20 protein-coding genes are annotated in these 18,461 nt (G+C 68.9%); 10 read left to right on the top strand and 10 right to left on the bottom strand.

From position 1 onward, the window contains the following. The first annotated feature begins 25 nt into the window (after positions 1–25). From BP68_RS06345 to BP68_RS06335, 3 genes are all read left to right on the top strand, one after another. Positions 26–418 carry a diacylglycerol kinase gene (locus tag BP68_RS06345; protein ID WP_496369792.1) on the top strand — a complete coding sequence of 131 codons (393 nt, stop codon included), beginning with the start codon at positions 26–28 and terminating at the stop codon, positions 416–418. Positions 419–764: 346 nt separating this feature from the next. Then, positions 765–1,355 carry a hypothetical protein gene (locus BP68_RS06340; protein ID WP_496369790.1) on the top strand — a complete coding sequence of 197 codons (591 nt, stop codon included), beginning with the start codon at positions 765–767 and terminating at the stop codon, positions 1,353–1,355. A gap of 85 nt (positions 1,356–1,440) precedes the next feature. After that, the gene (locus BP68_RS06335) at positions 1,441–2,085 is read left to right on the top strand and encodes a DUF4124 domain-containing protein (RefSeq protein ID WP_496369788.1); all 645 of its coding nucleotides are present in this window, start codon (positions 1,441–1,443) and stop codon (positions 2,083–2,085) included. Between the two features lie 24 nt (positions 2,086–2,109). Here the strand turns inward: BP68_RS06335 and BP68_RS06330 are convergent, their stop codons facing one another. Next, entirely contained in the window at positions 2,110–3,048 is a 939-nt protein-coding gene (locus BP68_RS06330; RefSeq protein ID WP_496369786.1) for an NAD-dependent epimerase/dehydratase family protein, read from the bottom strand. Between the two features lie 68 nt (positions 3,049–3,116). Between BP68_RS06330 and BP68_RS06325 the strand changes: the two genes are divergently transcribed. After that, positions 3,117–4,178: a CDP-6-deoxy-delta-3,4-glucoseen reductase gene (locus BP68_RS06325; RefSeq protein ID WP_496369784.1), complete on the top strand. Its 1,062-nt coding sequence runs from the start codon at positions 3,117–3,119 to the stop codon at positions 4,176–4,178. 38 nt (positions 4,179–4,216) lie between these two features. On the opposite strand, the gene BP68_RS06320 is transcribed toward BP68_RS06325, so the two are convergent. Beyond that, on the bottom strand, positions 4,217–4,567 hold the full coding sequence (locus BP68_RS06320; protein WP_496369782.1) for a four-helix bundle copper-binding protein: 351 nt from the start codon (positions 4,565–4,567) through the stop codon (positions 4,217–4,219). A 171-nt stretch (positions 4,568–4,738) separates the two neighbouring features. On the opposite strand from BP68_RS06320, the gene BP68_RS06315 reads away from it, so the two are divergent. After that, on the top strand, positions 4,739–5,710 hold the full coding sequence (locus tag BP68_RS06315; protein ID WP_496369780.1) for a Bug family tripartite tricarboxylate transporter substrate binding protein: 972 nt from the start codon (positions 4,739–4,741) through the stop codon (positions 5,708–5,710). A 208-nt stretch (positions 5,711–5,918) separates the two neighbouring features. On the opposite strand, the gene folK is transcribed toward BP68_RS06315, so the two are convergent. The 4 genes from folK to hda are packed head-to-tail and all read right to left on the bottom strand — an operon-like array spanning position 5,919 to position 9,464. Further along, positions 5,919–6,440 carry a 2-amino-4-hydroxy-6-hydroxymethyldihydropteridine diphosphokinase gene (gene folK, locus BP68_RS06310; RefSeq protein WP_496369778.1) on the bottom strand — a complete coding sequence of 174 codons (522 nt, stop codon included), beginning with the start codon at positions 6,438–6,440 and terminating at the stop codon, positions 5,919–5,921. Then, positions 6,437–8,023 carry a polynucleotide adenylyltransferase PcnB gene (gene pcnB / locus BP68_RS06305; protein ID WP_496369776.1) on the bottom strand — a complete coding sequence of 529 codons (1,587 nt, stop codon included), beginning with the start codon at positions 8,021–8,023 and terminating at the stop codon, positions 6,437–6,439. Before pcnB ends, folK begins: the two co-directional genes overlap by 4 nt. Then, on the bottom strand, positions 8,020–8,721 hold the full coding sequence (locus tag BP68_RS06300; RefSeq protein WP_496369774.1) for a histidinol-phosphatase: 702 nt from the start codon (positions 8,719–8,721) through the stop codon (positions 8,020–8,022). Before BP68_RS06300 ends, pcnB begins: the two co-directional genes overlap by 4 nt. 50 nt (positions 8,722–8,771) lie before the next feature. Further along, positions 8,772–9,464 carry a DnaA regulatory inactivator Hda gene (gene hda / locus BP68_RS06295; RefSeq protein ID WP_496369772.1) on the bottom strand — a complete coding sequence of 231 codons (693 nt, stop codon included), beginning with the start codon at positions 9,462–9,464 and terminating at the stop codon, positions 8,772–8,774. A 313-nt stretch (positions 9,465–9,777) separates the two neighbouring features. On the opposite strand from hda, the gene purM reads away from it, so the two are divergent. From purM to BP68_RS06280, 3 genes are all read left to right on the top strand, one after another. Then, positions 9,778–10,827 carry a phosphoribosylformylglycinamidine cyclo-ligase gene (purM, locus tag BP68_RS06290; protein WP_496369770.1) on the top strand — a complete coding sequence of 350 codons (1,050 nt, stop codon included), beginning with the start codon at positions 9,778–9,780 and terminating at the stop codon, positions 10,825–10,827. An 18-nt stretch (positions 10,828–10,845) separates the two neighbouring features. Then, positions 10,846–11,934, top strand: a complete 1,089-nt coding sequence (locus tag BP68_RS06285; RefSeq protein WP_496369768.1) for an AI-2E family transporter — start codon at positions 10,846–10,848, stop codon at positions 11,932–11,934. A gap of 246 nt (positions 11,935–12,180) precedes the next feature. Continuing rightward, complete coding sequence (locus BP68_RS06280) at positions 12,181–12,576, top strand: universal stress protein (protein ID WP_496369766.1); 396 nt, start codon at positions 12,181–12,183, stop codon at positions 12,574–12,576. 43 nt (positions 12,577–12,619) lie between these two features. Here the strand turns inward: BP68_RS06280 and ppk2 are convergent, their stop codons facing one another. The 3 genes from ppk2 to murJ all read right to left on the bottom strand — a co-directional run bounded on the left by ppk2 (position 12,620) and on the right by murJ (position 16,098). Beyond that, positions 12,620–13,534 carry a polyphosphate kinase 2 gene (ppk2, locus tag BP68_RS06275; protein ID WP_496369764.1) on the bottom strand — a complete coding sequence of 305 codons (915 nt, stop codon included), beginning with the start codon at positions 13,532–13,534 and terminating at the stop codon, positions 12,620–12,622. Between the two features lie 110 nt (positions 13,535–13,644). Further along, positions 13,645–14,493, bottom strand: a complete 849-nt coding sequence (locus BP68_RS06270) for a SirB1 family protein (protein ID WP_496369762.1) — start codon at positions 14,491–14,493, stop codon at positions 13,645–13,647. A 39-nt stretch (positions 14,494–14,532) separates the two neighbouring features. After that, positions 14,533–16,098, bottom strand: coding sequence for a murein biosynthesis integral membrane protein MurJ (murJ, locus tag BP68_RS06265; protein WP_496369760.1), 1,566 nt, complete (start codon positions 16,096–16,098; stop codon positions 14,533–14,535). 104 nt (positions 16,099–16,202) lie between these two features. Between murJ and rpsT the strand changes: the two genes are divergently transcribed. Next, a complete protein-coding gene (rpsT, locus tag BP68_RS06260) occupies positions 16,203–16,502 on the top strand; it encodes a 30S ribosomal protein S20 (RefSeq protein WP_496369759.1) in 300 nt (99 codons plus the stop codon). Positions 16,503–16,673: 171 nt separating this feature from the next. On the opposite strand, the gene BP68_RS06255 is transcribed toward rpsT, so the two are convergent. Then, positions 16,674–16,988 carry a DUF3579 domain-containing protein gene (locus BP68_RS06255; protein ID WP_496369758.1) on the bottom strand — a complete coding sequence of 105 codons (315 nt, stop codon included), beginning with the start codon at positions 16,986–16,988 and terminating at the stop codon, positions 16,674–16,676. 261 nt (positions 16,989–17,249) lie between these two features. Between BP68_RS06255 and BP68_RS06250 the strand changes: the two genes are divergently transcribed. After that, complete coding sequence (locus tag BP68_RS06250; protein ID WP_496369757.1) at positions 17,250–18,446, top strand: aspartate aminotransferase family protein; 1,197 nt, start codon at positions 17,250–17,252, stop codon at positions 18,444–18,446. Positions 18,447–18,461: the final 15 nt, after the last annotated feature.

The following is an 18,461-nucleotide window of genomic DNA, read 5'->3' as shown; positions in this document are numbered from 1 at the left end:
CCAGATGGTTTTTCAGGAGATGCCCATGCCCCCATCCAACCCGGCTGGTGCCGGCAAATACCCGCACGGCAAGACCGGCCTGGCTCGGATCTTTCATACCTTGATCTATTCGCGCGACGGCTTTCTCGCCGCCGTGCGCGGCGAAGCCGCATTTCGCCAGCTGCTGGCCTTGCATGGCGCACTCATACTGCTGGCCTTTGTACTGGAGGTCAGCCCGGTGGAGCGGGCACTGATGCTGGCGGTCTGCTTCATCAGCCTGCTGGGGGAACTGCTCAACTCCGCCATAGAGGCCGTGGTCGACCGCATCTCACTTGAGCGCCATCCGCTGTCCAAAAACGCCAAGGACATGGGCAGTGCGGCTCAGACCGTGGCGCTTTTGATGGTGGGCGCCGTCTGGGCGGTGGTATTGCTGGGGTAGCCACTCCGTTGCTGTCATCCACGGGCGCATGCGACTCGACCCTGCGGCCCGTCGACACCGACGAGAGAACGTGTGCAGCGACTGCCGAGGCAATGCGCTGTGGGCGTGCTGCTGGCGGCGGACTCCTGGTGTGGGATCGCACACCCCGGCGCCGCACGGCCCGGTCGGCAACATTGCGACACAATGGTGAAGAAACGGCAAAGGCTGACAAAGTTATCGCCGTCCAGTCAACCAAAATGCCCAAACGGGCGTCTCACACTCAGGCGTGAGTGGGTTGCCTCCACCACAGACCATGACCTTCACGACACCGGCGCCATGTGCCCGGTGCGTACACCGGGAGACCTCCATGCCCCATTTCCGATTGACCCGCCTTCGCATCGTCGCTGCCGGAGTGCTCGCTTCTCTGTCCGTGGGCTGCGCCAGCGTGCCTGGCGACCCTTATTACGATGCCGGTGGCTACTACCCTGCCCCATCGTCCGTGACTGTCTATGAGCAGCCTGGTGTGATCTACACCGCCCCACCGATGGGCTGGCGCGACTACCCCCCGCCGCCCTCGGGATGGCGCGAGGATGCCTGGCGCGAACGCCAATGGCGTGAGCACCAGTGGCGCGAGTCGCGTGAACGCGAGGCACGCGAACGCGCGCGCCGCGACGCCGACCGCCGACGCGAGGCAGAACGCCGCCGGGACGCCGAGCGCTGGGAGGCCGACCGCCGGCGCGAAGCCGACCGCCGTGATGCAGAGCGCCGTGATGCGGAGCGCCGCCGCGAGGCGGAACGCTGGGACGCCGACCGCCGACGCGACATGGATCGCCGCATCAAGGAAGAGCAGCTCCTGCGCCACCCCAACCCCGATGTCGCGCGCGAGCGCCGCCTGCAGTTCGAGCGTGACCGGCGTGCCGAACGCGAGGCCGAGCGCGAGCGCGAGCGCCGCGACTAAGCGCTCCCGGCCGGGCGATTGACCCCACCCCTACCGATGGGCGCTGACCACACCCGCTGTGAGCACTCCCGCTGAAAGGCTTGCCATGAACCTCCTGATCCAGGGTGCCGCAGGTGCGGCGCTGGCGCTCATCGCATGGCTCCCGCTGGCCGCCACGGCGCAGGTCACTCGCTGCACCGACCCGGCCACCGGGAAGGTCACCTATACCGATGGCGACTGCCGCGGGGGCGAAGCCGCCCGCGAGGTCGAGGCGCGCAAGACCCCGCAGGAAATCCAGCAGGAACGCGATCAGGCCGCCGAAGCCCTGGAGCGCAAGTACGAACGCCAGCAGTACGAGGCCCAGCAGCGCCGCGATGCCGAGCGCACCACAGGCAACGCGCCCGCCGCCGCCCCGGGCATGAGCGGCGCCGACGATCCCGCGCGCTCCCCGGATTGCCTGCGCGCCCGCAAGAACCTGCAAGACGTATTGAGCACCATGGGCCGGGGCATGTATGACGAGCAGGCCCGGCTCGACACCGCGCAGCGCCAGGCCGACCTGGCCTGCCTCAGCCCCGCAGACTATGCGCGCGCAGAGCGCGCCCGCTCCCATCGCTCCGTTCAATCACCACCCTACTACGCGCCCCCCGTGATGGTCGTGCCGCCGCGCCCCGTGCCGCAGCCACGGCGCGAGATCACGCACTGCAATGTGTTCCGCTGCTACGACAAGCAGGGCAACGTCTATCCCCGCTGATGCGGCCTGCGGCCCGCCCAGCGCTCAGGGGCGCAGCCCTTCGTGCACCGTGGGGTAGCGCAATCGCACGCGCAGCTCGCGGGCCATGCGGGCGGTGAGCAGCCTGCGCGACTCGCCCATGAAGCTCAGCAGCGACAGCGGTAGCTGCTGCTGCGCCATGCTGCGCGACACGCGCGGCGGGCGTGGCAGGCCGTAGAGGTCGGCCGCCAGGTCGAAATAGTCGCCCATCTTCAGCTGGCTGTCGTCGGCCACGTTGTAGCTGCGCTGCGGCAGCCCCCGCCACAGCGCCGCCGTGCAGGCACGCGCCAGGTCGTCGGCATGGATGTGGTTGGTATAGACATCATCCTGCGCCTCCAGCACGGGCGTGCCGCGGCGCAGCCGCCCCTCGGGTGTGCCGCCCTCGCGGTCCGGCGCGTAGATGCCGGGTACGCGCAGGATGCTGGTGCGCACGCCCGCACGGCCCAGGTGGCGCATCACCCGCTCGGCATTCACCCGGCGCTGGGCGCGCGGCGTGGCCGGCGCCACCGGCCGCGACTCCGCCACCCATTCGCCCGCACAGTCGCCATACACGCCGCTGGTGGAGACATAGACCAGCGCCTGCGGCAACGCACGCCGGCGCAGCGCGCGCGCCAGTGCCGTGCTGCGCGGGTCCAGCCACCACTGCCGCCCGGCCTCGCCTTCTCCCGGCGGCGGCGCCAGATGCAGCACACGCGTCGCCAGGCCCGCCAGGCGGGCGAGCGAGCCCGCATCGTCCAGGTTGCCCACCAACGGCGTGATGCCGGCGGCGCGCAACGCGGGCACGCGCGCCGCCGTGGACGTGAGCGCCAGCACGCGCGGGCGCGGGCCGCCCGCGCCCAGGGCGCGCGCCACGCGCAGGCCCACATCGCCGCAGCCGACGATGAGCACACGCTGGCGGCGAAAGCGCGCCGGCAAGGCGCCAAGGGGGTTTTGGTTTGAGGGCAAAATCGGCTCCGTCGAGCGATGAGCGAGGCATGGCCTCGGGAAGACAGACCTCCAAGGATACCCACAACATGACGAGCGCAGAGACCGCAGCGGCGGCATTTCAGATCACCGTGCAGCCCAGCGGCCGCGCATTCGAGACGCAGGCCGGCGAATCCATCCTGGCGGCCGCCATCCGCAGCGGCGTGGGCATGCCCTACGGCTGCAAGGACGGCGCCTGCGGCTCGTGCAAGTGCAAGAAGCTCAGCGGCTCGGTGGCGCATGGCGAGCACCAGCACAAGGCGCTGAGCGCCGAGGAAGAGGCCGCCGGCTACGTGCTGACCTGCTGCGCGCGGCCGCTGACCGACGTGGTACTGGAATCGCGCCAGGTGACGGACGAAAGTTCCTACCCCATCAAGAAGCTGCCGGTGCGCGTCTCCACGCTCACCCGCGCCTCGCACGACGTGATGCAGGTGCGCCTGCAACTGCCCGCGGCCGACACCTTCCGCTACCACGCGGGCCAGTACATCGAGTTCATCCTGCGCGATGGCTCCCGCCGCGCCTATTCCATGGCCAACGCGCCGCACACCCAGGAAGCTGCGCCGGGCATGGACTTGCACATCCGCCACATGCCGGGCGGGCGCTTCACCGACCATGTGTTCGGCGCCATGAAGGAAAAGGAAATCCTGCGCATCGAAGGCCCCTTCGGCAGCTTCTTCCTGCGCGAGGACTCGGACAAGCCCCTGGTCTTCCTCGCCTCGGGCACGGGCTTCGCGCCCATCAAGGCGCTGATCGAGCACATGCAGCACAAGGGCATCACGCGCCCCGTCACCCTGTACTGGGGCGGCCGCCGCCCCGCGGACCTGTACATGGACGCCTGGATCCGCGACCGCCTGGCCGAGATGCCCCACCTGCGCTACGTGCCGGTAGTGTCGGACGCCCTGCCCGAAGACGGCTGGACGGGCCGCACGGGCTTCGTGCACCGGGCGGTGATGGAGGACTTTGCCGACCTCTCGGGCCACCAGGTCTACGCCTGCGGCGCGCCCATCGTGGTGGATTCGGCCCGCGCCGCCTACAGCGCCGAGCGCGGCCTGCCCCCGGACGAGTTCTACGCCGACGCCTTCACCTCCGAGGCCGACAAGCACGGCGGCTGACGGCCCGTTGACTGGCCGCTGACGGGGCGGCCCCTCGCTCAGGCAATCATGTCGCGGCACAGCCGCGCACAGTGCTTGCAGGCATCGGCGCAGTCCTGGCATTGCTCCGGCTCGTGGAGCACGCACTCCTGGGCACAGCTCTCGCACAGCCGCGCGCACAGCTCGCACACCCAGTCCGCGTGCGGACTTTCACGCGCCATGGCGGCCGCTGCCAGATGCGCAGCGCCGGCGCAGTCCATGCACAGCGCGATGCACCGGGCCAGGTGGTGCGGCTCCTGTTCGCGCAGGCAGGCCGCTGCGCAGGCATCGCACGCCGTGGCGCATGCGGTGCAGGCCGCGATGCAGTCGCCATGGCCGGGGGCATCCAGAAGAACGGGTGCATCAAGCATGTCATTCCTTTCTCGCAAAGGACTGGCAGCATGCGTGGTACCCGCACGCTGCCCGGCCCCGCCTTTATAGAAGGATGCTCCGGCATGCGCCGTAGGACATGGCTGGAAACTGCGGCCCGGTGGCTACGCGCGCTCCGGCCTGCTCCATTTTTTTTTGCACAATGAAGACCTATGAACCGTAGAACCCTCCTCCTCTCGGCCGCCGCCATCGGCGCGGCATTCGCAGCCCCCCTGAGCCACGCGCAGGACGCGCCCATCCGCCTGGTGGTGCCCTATGCGCCCGGCGGCCCGCTGGACGTGACATCCCGCGCCCTGGCCGAGCGCGTGCGCGACACGCTCGGGGTGGTGGTCGTGGACAACAAGGCCGGCGCGGGCGGCAACATCGGTGCCGACCTGATCGCCAAGTCCGCCCCCGACGGGCTGACCATCGGCCTGGCGGCCACGGCCACGCACGCGGTGAACCCCTGGCTCTACAGCCGCATGCCCTACGACGCGGCCAAGGACTTCGCCGGCATCACGCAGATGGTGCGCGTGCCCAACGTGCTGGTGGTGAACGCCGCCCGGGCCGAGCAGCTCAAGATCAACGATGTGCAGGACCTGATCGCCTACGCCAAGGCCAACCCCGGCAAGCTCAACTACGGCAGCGGCGGCAATGGCAGCGCCGGCCATCTGGCGGGCGAGATGTTCAAGCAGAAGGCCGGCATCTACGCGCTGCACATCCCCTACCGCGGCGCCAGCCCCGCGCAGCTGGCCCTGCTGGCCGGCGAGGTGGACTTCAACATCGACAACCTGGCGGCCGCCGCGCCCAACATCAAGTCGGGCAAGCTCAAGGCGCTGGCCGTGACCTCGCTGACAGCCAGCCCCATGCTGCCCGGCGTGCCGCCGCTGTCGACCATGTTCAAGGGCTTCGCCATCGACACCTGGTGGGGCCTGGTGGCGCCCGCGGGCACGCCCAAGCCCGTGATCGCCAAGCTCAACAAGGCCTTCACCGATGCGCTCAAGGCCCCGGAGACCAAGGCCCGCTTCGAGGCCCTGATGGCCGAACCCGTGCCCACCACGCCCGAGCAGTTCGACGCCTTCATGGCCGCCGAGCGCGCCAAGTACCAGCAGGTGGTGAAGGCCTCCGGCGCCAAGGTCGATTGAGGACCAGGGCCCGCACGCCCTGGCGGCGGCGGGTCGCTCCTGAAAAGAGAGCTGCCAGCGCTTGATGGACGGGCGCTGGCAGCTTTTTTCATATCAATCGCCAAGGCATGGCCGCAACATCCAGGCGCAGAGCGGTGCGCATGGATATAAGGAAAATCAGCCCCCAGCGCCCGCCCATCAAGCGCCAATAGCTATCAATTCAGGAGCATTAAGACACCACGGCCGCTGGGCACCAGTCCTGCGCAGCCAACACGCGCTCGATACGCTGGCCGGCCACAGCCTGCAGCGCCGCCGCGTCCACCCGCTGCGGCGCCAGCTCGGCCAGCGGCAGCAGCACGAAGGCGCGCTCGTGCATGCGCGGGTGCGGCACGGTGAGCTCTGCGCTCTCCAGGCGCTCGTCGCCGTAGAGCAGCAGATCCAGGTCGAGCGTGCGCGGGGCGTTGCGGTAGGGGCGCTCGCGCCCCGCCGCCTGCTCGATGGCCTGCAGCGCATGCAGCAGATCCAGCGGCGTCAATGTGGTCTGCAGCTGCGCCACGGCGTTGAGGTAATCGGGCCCGCCCGCATCCACGGGGGCACTGCGGTAGAGCGACGACAGCCCCTGCACGCCCGTTCCCGGCAATGCCGCCAGTGCCCGCACGGCGTCGCACAGCGCTGCACGCGCATCGCCCAGATTGGCGCCCAGGCCCACCCAGGCGCTGGCCGGCAGGCGTTGCACTGCGGCGGCGCTCACGCGTCGGGTGCGCCGCCCGCTGCGCCGTCCTGCGCGCCGCCGGCGGCGGGCTTGCGGCGGCGACGGCGCCGCTTCTTGGGTGCGGCTGCGTCGCCATCAGCGGCATCGGGCTCGTTGTCCGGCGCCTCATCCACGGGCCGCGCGTCGGCTGGCGCGGCGCCCGCCTTGGGCACGCGCCGCACCACGGGCTGGGCCTTGCGCTGGCGGGTGCGCATTTCCTCGCGCGCCTGCTCGATCATGTCCTCGCGGCGCGCATCGTCGGCCAGCGAGAACTCCTGCCACCATTCGGCCAGTCCCTCGCCGATCTCGCCCACATCGGCCCGCAGGCGCAGGAAGTCGAAGCCCGCGCGAAAACGCAGGTGGGCCACCATGCCGTAGGGCGTGCTGCCCGAACGCTTCTCGAAGCGCGGCTGCATGACCCAGATCTCGCGCATGTCGGCCGCCAGCTTGCCGCGGCCCGAGACATCGCCGATGCGTTTGTCGAACACGTCGTCGATCGCGTCCTGCAGCGCCGGAAACGGCTGCTGGCGCGCCAGGCGCTGCTCCCAGCCGGTCTTCACGTCCTGCCACAGCACGCAGGCCAGCAGGAAGCTGGGCGCCACGGGCTTGCCCTCGCCCACGCGGCGGTCGGTGTCGGCCAGCGCGGCCTGCACGAAGGGGTGGGAGGCGCGGTCCACCACCACGTCGAGCAGCGGGTAGATGCCCTTTTCCAGACCCAGGGCCTTGAGCTGCGCGATGGAGGCCAGCGCATGGCCGGTCTGCAGCAGCTTGAGCATCTCGTCGAACAAGCGGCTTTGCGGCACCTCCTGCAGCAGGGGCTCGCAGGCCACCAAGGGCTTGGCGGTCTTGGGCTCGAGCGAGAAGCCCAGCGGGCTGAGCTTGGCCGCGAAACGCACGGCGCGGATGATGCGCACCGGGTCCTCACGGTAGCGCGTGGCCGGGTCGCCGATCATGCGCAGCACGCGCCGCTGGGCGTCCTCGATACCCTTGTGGAAGTCCACCACGACCTGGGTCTCGGGGTCGTAGTACATGGCGTTGACGGTGAAGTCGCGCCGCGTGGCGTCCTCGTCCTGCGGGCCCCAGACGTTATCGCGCAGCACGCGGCCGCTGGCGTCCACGGCGTGCTGCATGCCGGCGAGTTGGTGCTTGCTGGTCTTCTCGTTGCCGCTCACCTGGCCGGCGGCGGCGTTGTCCATGTAGGCGCGGAAGGTGGAGACCTCGATCACCTCATGCTCGCGCCCGCGGCCGTGGACCACGTGCACGATGCGAAAGCGCTTGCCGATGATGAAGGCACGGCGGAACAGGCCCTTGACCTGCTCGGGCGTGGCATTGGTGGCCACGTCGAAGTCCTTGGGCCGCAGGCCCAGCAGCAGGTCGCGCACGGCGCCGCCAACGATGTAGGCCTCGTAGCCCGCCTGCTGGAGCGTGCGCACCACCTCGGTCGCACGGCGGTCCACCAGCTCGGGGTCGATGCCATGCACAGATACCGGCACTTCCTCGCGCTTGCCGAAGCGGCGCTTTGCACCGCGGCCGGCGCCGCCCGCGCTCTTGCCGAGCAGTTTGTCGATGAACGTCTTGATCATTGTGGAGAGGGAAACAGGTCCAGGATGCGCCAGCCGCGCTGCTGCGCAAGCGTCCGCAGGCGCGGGTCGGGGTTGGTGGCGACGGGGTGGTTCACCTTCTCGAGCAACGGCACGTCGTTCATGGAGTCGCTGTAGAAGGTGCTGTCCACGTCCGCCCAGGCCAGGCCGCGCTCGGCCAGCCACTGCTCCATGCGCCGCACCTTGCCCTCGCGCATGGAAGGCACGCCGCGGATGTCGCCGGTGATCCAGCCGTCAGGGCCGCGCTCCAGCTCCACGGCCAGCAGCTGCTGCACGCCCAGGGCCTGGGCGATCGGGCGCGTGACGAACTCATTGGTGGCGGTGATGATGATCACCTCGTCACCCGCGTCCCGGTGCCGGCGCAGCAGCGCCAGGGCCTCGTCACGGATGGCGGGGTGGATCACGTCGCGCATGAACTGCGCGTGGGCCAGTGCCGCCTCCTGCGCGCCGCGCAGGCGCGCGGCCTCGGTGGCGAAGCGCACATAGTCGTGCACGTCCAGCGTGCCGGCCACATAGTCGTCGTAGAAGGCCTTGTTGCGCTGGCCGAATGCGTTGCGGTCGGTCCAGCCGATACGGATGGTGAACTCGCCCCATTCGTAGTCGGAGTCGAGCGGCAGCAACGTGTGGTCCAGATCGAACAGTGCCAGCCGCTGGCGTTGCGCCGGGGTGTCAGGTGTCATGCGTCTATGCGGTGTGTGGAAGAAATGCACGCGGCGCCGGGGCGGCCGCGCTACTCGGTCTCCAGCATGGTCTTGAGCAGGGGAATGGTCACGGCGCGCTGCGTGCGCAGCGCAAAGCTGTCCAGCTGGTCCAGCAACTGCATCAGGCTGCCCAGGTCGCGCGAGAAGCGGTTGAGCATGTAGTCCATCACCTCGTCGGCCAGGAAGATGCCGCGCGCGTCGGCCTGCTGGCGCAGCACGGCGCGCCGCTCGGGCTCGCCCAGCAGCTGCAGCTGGAACACATGGCCCCAGCCCAGGCGGGTGCGCAGGTCGTCGCGCAGCGGCAGGTCGGCCGGCGGCAGGTCGCCCGCGGCCAGCACCCAGCGCGGCGCCCCCACGGCCGGGCTGATGGCGTTGACGAACCAGTTGAAGGCGGCGGCCTGCTGCGCCGTGGTGTACAGATGCACCTCGTCGAGCAGCACGGCGCTCCAGCGCTCGTCGAAGGCCGTGGGCATGGCCACCGAGGCGTCGAGCCAGCCCACGCTGGCGCCCTGGCCGCGCAGGGCCTCGTACACGGCGCGCAGCAGGTGCGACTTGCCGGTGCCGGTCTCGCCCCACAGATAGGTGGGCACGGGGGAGCGCGGCGCGGCGCCGTCGCCCACCGCCAGGCGCAGGTGCTGCAGTGCCTGGGCGTTGGGCCCGGCATGGAAGTTGTCCAGCGTGGGGCCGGTGGCCAGCCCGATGTCGAGCGCCAATTGCTTCATCGTGCGCACCGCCCGCTGGCGCACGGCAGACGCCGGCCTGCATGAACGATGCGGGCCGCGGCCGTGCCTGGGCATGATTGACTGGGTTGCATGGAGATGGAGCGCTGTGTGAATGCCGCCGCGGCAGCCCCGTCGGCACCAGGCGGGCCGGGGCACGCGAGCGTGCAGCCGTTGATTTTAGTCCGCCGCCGCAGCGTTCGCCGCATGCGCGCGGCCACCGCCGTTCAGGGGGATTCACAGCTTGCACTGGCCGCGCCTTAAAATCCCCGGTTTTAGACCCGCAGCACGGGCCGACAGCACTGACGCACATCCCATGAGTTCCTCTGCCTCCTCCACCCCCATCTCGTACAAAGACGCCGGCGTCGACATCGACGCGGGCGACGCGCTGGTCGAGCGCATCAAGCCGCTGGCCAAGAAGACGCTGCGCGAGGGCGTGATGGCCGGCATCGGCGGTTTCGGCGCGCTGTTCGAGGTGCCCAAGCGCTACCAGGAGCCGGTGCTGGTCTCAGGCACCGACGGCGTGGGCACCAAGCTCAAGCTGGCCTTCGAGTGGAACATGCACGACACCGTGGGCATCGACCTGGTGGCCATGAGCGTCAACGACGTGCTGGTGCAGGGCGCCGAGCCCCTGTTCTTCCTGGACTACTTCGCCTGCGGCAAGCTCGATGTGGACACGGCAGCCGCCGTGGTCGGCGGCATCGCCAAGGGCTGCGAGCTGTCGGGCTGCGCGCTGATCGGCGGCGAGACCGCCGAGATGCCCGGCATGTACCCCGATGGCGAGTACGACCTGGCCGGCTTTGCCGTGGGCGCCGTAGAAAAGAGCAAGATTCTGACCGGCAAGAACGTCCAGCCCGGCGACGTGGTGCTGGGCCTGGCCTCGCACGGCGTGCACTCCAACGGCTTTTCGCTGGTGCGCAAGTGCATCGAACGCGCCAGCGCCAATGGCACCATCCCCGAGACCCTGGACGGCAAGCCCTTCAAGAGCGCCATCATGGAACCCACCCGCCTGTACGTGAAGAACGTGCTGGCGGCGCTCGCGCAGCACCCCATCAAGGCCCTGGCCCACATCACCGGCGGCGGCCTGCTGGAGAACATCCCCCGCGTCCTGCCCGAGGGCACGGCCGCGCACCTGAAGGCTGGCAGTTGGCCGCAGACCGAGCTGTTCGCCTGGCTGCAAAAGACGGCCGGCATTGACGACATCGAGATGAACCGCACCTTCAACAACGGCATCGGCATGGTCGTCGTCGTGCCCGCCGAGGCCGCCGAGGCCACGGCCGCCACGCTGCGCACGCTGGGCGAGACGGTGTACGCCATCGGCGCCATCGCCGAGCGCGGCACGGGCGCCGCCGTCATCGTCGGCTGATTCACCACCGCCGGCACGATGCCATCGGGACAGCAGCCGCAAGGCACGCCCGACCAGCCAGCGGCACCCACCAGGGCGGCATTCCCACCCGCCACGCGCGGCGTGGTGATCGCCAGCTACCTGCTGATGGGCGCCACGCTCCTGCTCGTGATGCTGCGCGGCCTGCTGCCCGGCCTGCTGTGCGTGTGCCTGGGCTTTCTGCTGACGCGCTGGCTGGCCCCCCGCCTGGCCTGGCTGCGCCGCCCCGGCCCCCAGGGCAACGGCGCGTCGCGCAGCGGCCAGACCCTGGCGGCCGCCCTGGTGATGCTGTCGCCCCTGCTGCTTGTGGCCCTGGCGCTGTCGCATTCGCGCAGCTACATCGTCGATGCGCCGCAGCAGTACCGTGAGCTGCTGGACTTCCTGGCGCGCACCGTACTGGAGCTGCGCCTGAAGCTGCCGACCGACATCGCCGCCCAGTTGCCCGAGGGCGCGGCCGAGATCCAGCGCAGCATCGCCGCCTACCTTGCCGCCAAGGCCGGGGCCCTGGCCATCGCCGGCCGCGCTTGGCTCACGGGGCTGCTCTATGCCTATGTGGGCCTGCTCATCGGCGCGCTGGCCGCGGTGCGCAGCGTGGGCGCATCGCGCGGACCGCTGGCGCAGGAGCTGGTGCTGCGCATCGCCCGCATGGGCGAGGCCTTTCGCCAGATCGTGGCGGCGCAGTTCTGGATCGCGGCCTTCAACACCCTGCTCACCGCCCTGTTCCTGCTGCTGGTGCTGCCCATCTGGGATCTGGACCTGCCCTACACGCCGGCGCTCATCACGCTGACCTTCCTGGCCGGCCTGGTGCCCATCGTGGGCAACCTGCTGTGCAACGCGGTCATCACCCTGGTGGGCCTGTCGGTCTCGCCCATGGCGGCCGTGGCCTGCCTGGCCTTTCTGATCCTGATCCACAAGGCCGAGTACGTGATCAACGCCAAGGTGGTCGGGCAGCGCACGCACATGGGCGTGTGGGAACTGCTGTCCGTGATGTTCGTGGCCGAGGCGGTGTTCGGCCCCGCAGGGCTGGTGGCGGCGCCGCTGTTCTACGCCTACCTCAAGAAAGAACTGGAAGCGGCGCGCCTGGTCTAGCCACGCCGCGCCAGCGCGTTATTGCTATGCTATTTATAGCATTTAGCGCTTATTTCACAAGTGCTGGCGGACAGAAAGACTTATAAAAACCGCCATCCCCGCAGCCCATCGGCAGGCTGCGGCCGCGCCGCATGTGTCCTCGCGGCGCCACGCCGGCCCTCGCCAATGCCGGGGCGTTGGGCTATTCTGCCGGCTGGCGCTGGTGCGCCAAAATCACAGTCAACACAGCAGCAAGGGAGACACTACATGACCATTCTCGTCGCCTACGTTCCACGCCCCGAAGGCCGGGCCGCGCTGGACAAGGGGATCGAAATCGCCAGCCGGCGCAATGAGCGCCTGGTCGTCGTCAACGCCGGCCCCGGCGGCCGCCAGGAGGATCCGAGCATCGTCAATGGCTACGAGGCCGAGCGCGTGGAAGAGCGGCTGGCCACGCTGCCCATCCAGGCGGAGTTCAAGCAGTTCGTGCGCGGCAAGAGCGCGATCGAGGAAATCGAGGAAATGGTCACGGCGCTGCAGGTGTCCGTGCTGGTGATCGGGCTGCGCAAGCGCTCGCCCGTGGGCAAGCTGCTGCTGGGCAGCATGGCCCAGGAAATCCTGCTCACCGTGGATTGCCCGGTGCTGGCCGTCAAGGCCTCCGCCTGATTCCCACTACTGCCCGCCGCCAGCGCGGCGGGCCCCGCCCCGCTCAATACACCTCGGGCACGACCATGCTGTCCGGCACCGGCTGGCGGAAATAGTCCGGGTTGCGCACGCGCTCGGGCAGCACCACACCAGGGTGCGGCACCTCGTCATAGGGCAACTGGCCCAGCAAATGGGCAATGCAATTGAGCCGCGCCTTCTTCTTGTCCACGGCCTGCACCACCCACCAGGGCGCCTCGGGGATGTGGGTGCGCTCCAGCATCACCTCCTTGGCCTTGGTGTATTCCTCCCAGCGCACCCGGCTCTCCAGGTCCATGGGGCTGAGCTTCCATTGTTTGAGCGGGTCGTGGATCCGGCCCAGGAAGCGCAGGTGCTGCTCCTCGTCCGAGATCGAGAACCAGTACTTGATGAGCCGGATGCCCGAGCGCACGAGCATCTTCTCGAACTCCGGCACGCTGCGGAAGAACTCCTCGTACTCCCCGTCCGAGCAAAAGCCCATGACATGCTCCACACCCGCGCGGTTGTACCAGCTGCGGTCGAACAGCACGATCTCGCCCGCGGCCGGCAGGTGCGCCACGTAGCGCTGGAAGTACCACTGCGTGCGCTCGCGGTCATTGGGCGCAGGCAGCGCGGCCACGCGCACCACCCTCGGATTCAGGCGCTGGGTGATGCGCTTGATCACGCCGCCCTTGCCCGCCGCATCGCGCCCCTCGAAGATGATCACCACCTTCTGCCGCGTGTGCAGCACCCAGTCCTGCAGCTTGACCAGCTCGCCCTGCAGCCGGAACAGTTCACGGAAATACTGCTGGCGGGCCAACCTGTCCACGGGCAGACGTACGCCATTCCCGTCGTAGTGGTGGTCCTCGACCTCCAGCTCGAGCTCCTCGTCGTAGCCGTCCGCCAGGTCGTCGGCAATGCGTTGCATGAGGTCCTGGGAATTGAGCTCGGATGGATGCGGCATGACGGCAGACTCTCAAGAAAGAGCTGGCATGGTGACACCCGTTCATGTCGATTCCATGACATGCCGCGCCTGTGTCACGGGCTTGTCACACCCCCTGCATGGCACGCACCTCAGAGGCGGCGCAGCTCTTTCACCTGCTGTGCAATGGCCGGCACGTCGCCGGCACCCGCCGCATGCGCGAGATAGGTTTCGAGGTCTTCCACCGCCTCCAGCACCTGACCCAGTTCGGCATGCGCCTGGCCGCGATCGCGCCATTCGCCCCAGGCATCGGGCAGCAGCACGATCAGCCGGTTCTGCACGGCGACGACGCGCCGCCAATCCTCCTGCGCACGGTGGATTTCCTTGAGGTTGCGCAGCATGCGCGCCAGGATGTCGCGCGCCGGTGCGGCCTGCAGGTACAGGCCCATGGGGACCTCATCCTCCGCGGCGCCCCGCCGTTGGCGAAAGGGCTCCAGGCGCTCGCCGAGCGCCTCTCGCGAGAGCGACTGACCCGTCATCGGGTCCATCACCACCTGGCCCGCGGGCAGCAGCACCTTGACCAGAAAGTGCCCGGGAAAGGCCACCCCGTGCGCCTTCAGCCCCGCGCCCTGCGCCAGCTCCAGCCACAGCACCGCCAGCGAGATCGGAATGCCGCGCCGCGTGCGCAGCACGGCATGCAGGTAGCTGTTGTCGGGGGCGTAGTAGTCGTTGAGATTGCCGCCAAAGCCCAGCTCGCCGTAGAAGAACTGGTTGAGCGCGCGCAGCTGCTGCAGCGGGTCGGCATCGGCCGGCATACGGCGCTGCAGCCGCGCCTGGAGCTGGTCCACATCGGCCAGAAGCTGCTCCACGTCGAGGTCCGGATACTCGTCGTGCGCAATGCAGGCCGCGGCCTCCAGCAGCGCAATGGAGTCCCCCTGCCCCACCTGCACCAGCGCGGCGAAGTATTCCAGCGGTGTCGGCACGGAGTAGCTCAAGGACATGGGACGCCTGCAGGTATCGGTGTGCTGTACGTGCCCCGTCTAGCGGCGCAGCAGCAGGCGCAGCCTCAGCCCGCAGGCCCACAGTGCGCCGAAGTAGATGGCAGCCGACGCACACAGCAGCAGCGCCAGCAGGCCGGCGCGCTGCAGGCTCTGCGAGCGCAGCGCCAGCCAGTCGAAATGCAGCGAGGCCCAGGCCAGGAACACGGCCAGCAACGCGCTGGCCCCTACCACCTGCAGCGCAAGCCGCCCCCAACCCGGCCGCGGCCGGAAGCTGCCGCGGCGCACCAGCCCGATGAGCAGCCACAGCGCATTGACGAGGGCACCCAAGCCGATCGACAGCGCCAGCCCCGCATGCGCCAGCAGCGGCACCAGCGCAACATTCATGACCTGGGTGGCCACCAGCACCACAATGGCAATGCGCACGGGCGTGCGGATGTCCTGGCTCGCGTAGTAACCGGGCGCCAGCACCTTGATGGCCACCAGGCCCAACAGACCCACACCATAGCCGGCCAGCGCCGCCGAGATCTGGCCCACGTCGCTGCCCTGCAGCGCGCCGTGGTGGAACAGCGTGGCCACCAGCGGCTTGGCGAATGCCAGCAGGCCCACGGCGCAGGGCACGGCCAGCACCACCACGATGCGCAGGCCCCAGTCCAGCATGGCGGAGTAGCGCTCGCCGTCCCCCGCGGCCTTGGCCGCCGAGAGTTGCGGCGTGAGCACCACCCCCAGCGCCACGCCGAGCAAGGCGGTGGGAAACTCCATGAGCCGATCGGCATAGAACAGCCAGGTCACGCTGCCCGGCGTCAGGTACGACGCGATCTGCGTATTGATCATGAGCGAGACCTGCGCCACACCCACACCCAGCAGCGCTGGCGCCATCAGCGTGAGGATGCGGCGCACGCCCGCCTCCTGCCATGCGCTGCGCACCCGGCCCCATGTCATACCGATGCGCGGCAGCAGCCCCAGGCGGAACAGCACCGGCAGCTGCACGGCCAACTGCAGCACGCCACCCGCCATTACGCCGCCCACCATGGCATAAATGGGCTCGATGCCACGCGCCGCAAGCTGCGGTGCGCCCCACCAGGCGGCGGCGATCATGCACAGGTTCAGCAGCACCGGCGTGGCCGCCGGCACGGCAAAGCGTTTCCAGGTGTTGAGCACGCCGGCCGACAGGGCCACCAGGGACATGAAGCCGATGTAGGGAAACATCCAGCGCGTCATGAAGATGGCGGCATCGAAACCCGCAGGACTTTGGCGCAGCCCGCTGGCCAGCGCCCACACCAGCAGCGGCGCGCCCACCACGCCCAGCACACAGGTCAGCAGCAGCACCCAGAACAGCGCCGTGGCCACGGCATCGACCAGGCCGCGCGTGGCGTCATCGCCGTGCCGCTGCCTGTGCGCGGCCAGCACCGGCACGAACGCCTGGCTGAACGCCCCCTCGGCGAACAGACGGCGAAACAGGTTGGGAATGCGGAAGGCGACGTTGAACGCGTCGGTGAGCACATTGGCCCCGAACATCGAGGCCATGAGCAGATCGCGCAGCAGGCCCGTTACGCGGGAGGCCAGGGTCAGCAGCGATACGATGGAAGCGGCTTTGAACAGGGACACCGCGGCAAGTGTATGCGCTTGGTGCCCGGACGGCCCTGAAACAGGGCGTGCGCTATAATCGCCGGCTTTGCTGACAACATCCTCAGACACAAGGAACACATACCATGGCATCTGGAAAGCCGAAGAAAAAGAACCCCCGCCTGGCATCGGGCCGCAAGCGCGCCCGCCAAGGCGTCAAGCTGAACGCCGCGAACACCTCGCTGCGCTCCAAGTACCGCACCGCCGTCAAGAACGTCGAGAAGGCCGTTCTGGCCGGTGACAAGACCAAGGCGACCGAACTGTTCGCCAAGGCCCAGTCCGTGCTCGACACCATCGCCGACAAGGGCATCTTCCACAAGAACAAGGCCGCTCGCGACAAGAGCCGCCTGTCCGCCAAGGTGAAAGCCCTGGCCCTGGCCGCCTGACCCTTTCAGGCAAACAGCCCGGGTGGCCTGCCACCCGCCGTTTGTAACGGGTGCGCTGTCAGCAAAGCAAGAAACCGCCTCCGGGCGGTTTTTTTGTGCGTGCGTGAAAGTGGAAATGACGGAGCCACGCCTGCCGCACGCGGCATGGCCCCAAAAGAGAAGGCCTGAAAATCAGGCCTTGGGATCGGGGAGCAGGCAGGCCTCGACGACCTGCAGGTCATTGTCCCTGGCGAAGTTCAGCACGAAGTCCCACGCCATGGGCTCATGGGCCTGCAGATCGCGGTGGACCACCACGCATTTCACGCCATTCATGGCCGTGGGCAGGCACCAGGGGGAATAGCTCAGATGGCTGCCCGGCAGGGCGCCTCCGGGGCGGAACTGGCTCATGACCCCCGCCAGCCGCTCGGCCCAGTCACTGGGTCGGAAGGTTCTCCCTTCGTGGGTAATTCCTTGAATGAAGACTTCTTTGGAGGAGGGAGCAACCATCGGGTTTGGGTCGTAAAGGGGGCCGCCAGCCTTGTGTGCCGGCGTGCCTTCATTCTAACTCTTATATAAGAGCTGCACCCTCAATGCCCCGACAACCCATGCCGTCACTGCCCCAGCCGGCACGCCGCCGCAGCGTCTGCGCGCGCATGACTGTGATGCGCAATCTTCAATGGCGGGCATGGGGCCTGCCCCTAGAATCGTGCTTCCTCTTTCGGCCCGCCAGGGCCCGTGATCGTCCCTTCCTAGTCAGGAGAAGTCTGCATGACCGCATTTGTCGAGGCTGCCTCGCCCCACGTGATGAACACCTATGGCCGCGTGCCCATCGCACTCGAGCGAGGCCAGGGCGTGCGCGTGTGGGACGTGAACGGCAAGCAGTACCTCGACGGGCTCGGCGGCATCGCGGTGAACACCCTGGGCCACAACCACCCCAAGCTGGTACCCGCGCTGCAGGAACAGCTCGCCAAGCTGATCCACACCTCCAACTACTACCATGTACCGGGCCAGGAGACGCTGGCCCGCCTGCTGACCGAGCGCGCGCACATGACCAACGTGTTCTTCTGCAACACGGGTCTGGAAGCCAATGAGGCCGCCATCAAGATCGCACGCAAGTACGGCGTGGACAAGGGCATCGAAAAGCCCGTGATCGTGGTCTATGACCACGCCTTCCACGGCCGCTCCATCGCCACCATGACGGCCACGGGCAACCCCAAGGTGCGCAACGGCTTCGGCCCGCTGCTTGACGGCTTCATCCGCGTGGCGCCCAACGACATCGAGGCCCTGGTGGAGGCCACCGAGGGCAACCCCAACGTCGTCGCCGTGCTGATGGAGCCCATCCAGGGCGAAGGCGGCCTGCACCCCATGCGCGCCGAATACCTGCAGCAGGTGCGCCAGCATTGCGACGCCAATGGCTGGCTGCTGATGCTCGACGAGGTGCAGGCCGGCATGGGCCGCACCGGCAAGTGGTTCGCCCACCAGTGGGCCGGCATCGTGCCCGACGTGATGACCCTGGCCAAGGGCCTGGGCTCGGGCGTGCCCGTGGGCGCGGTGCTGGCGCACGGCGCCGCGGCCGAGGTGCTCAAGCCGGGCAACCACGGCTCCACCTTCGGCGGCAACCCGCTGGCCATGCGCGCCGGCGTGGAAACCATCCGCATCATGGAGGAAGACGGCCTGCTGCAAAATGCCGCCGATGTGGGAGCGCACCTGCGGGCCGGGCTGCAGCGCGCGCTGGGCCAGATTCCTGGCGTGGTCGAGGTGCGCGGCCAGGGCCTGATGATCGGCGTGGAGCTGGACCGCCCCTGCGGCGTGCTGATCGACCGCGCGGCCGAGGCCGGCCTGCTGCTGTCGGTGACGGCCGACCGAGTGATCCGCCTCGTGCCCGCGCTCACGCTCACGCCCGCGGAGGCCGACGAGATCGTCGCCCTGCTCGCGCCCCTGGTGCAGGCCCTTCTGGCCGAATGAAGAAGATCGACCGCT

The sequence above is a fragment of the Diaphorobacter oryzae DSM 22780 genome, assembly GCF_059568935.1.
Note: the sequence above shows the minus strand (reverse complement) of the source record. Positions and strands in the feature narration are given on the sequence as shown.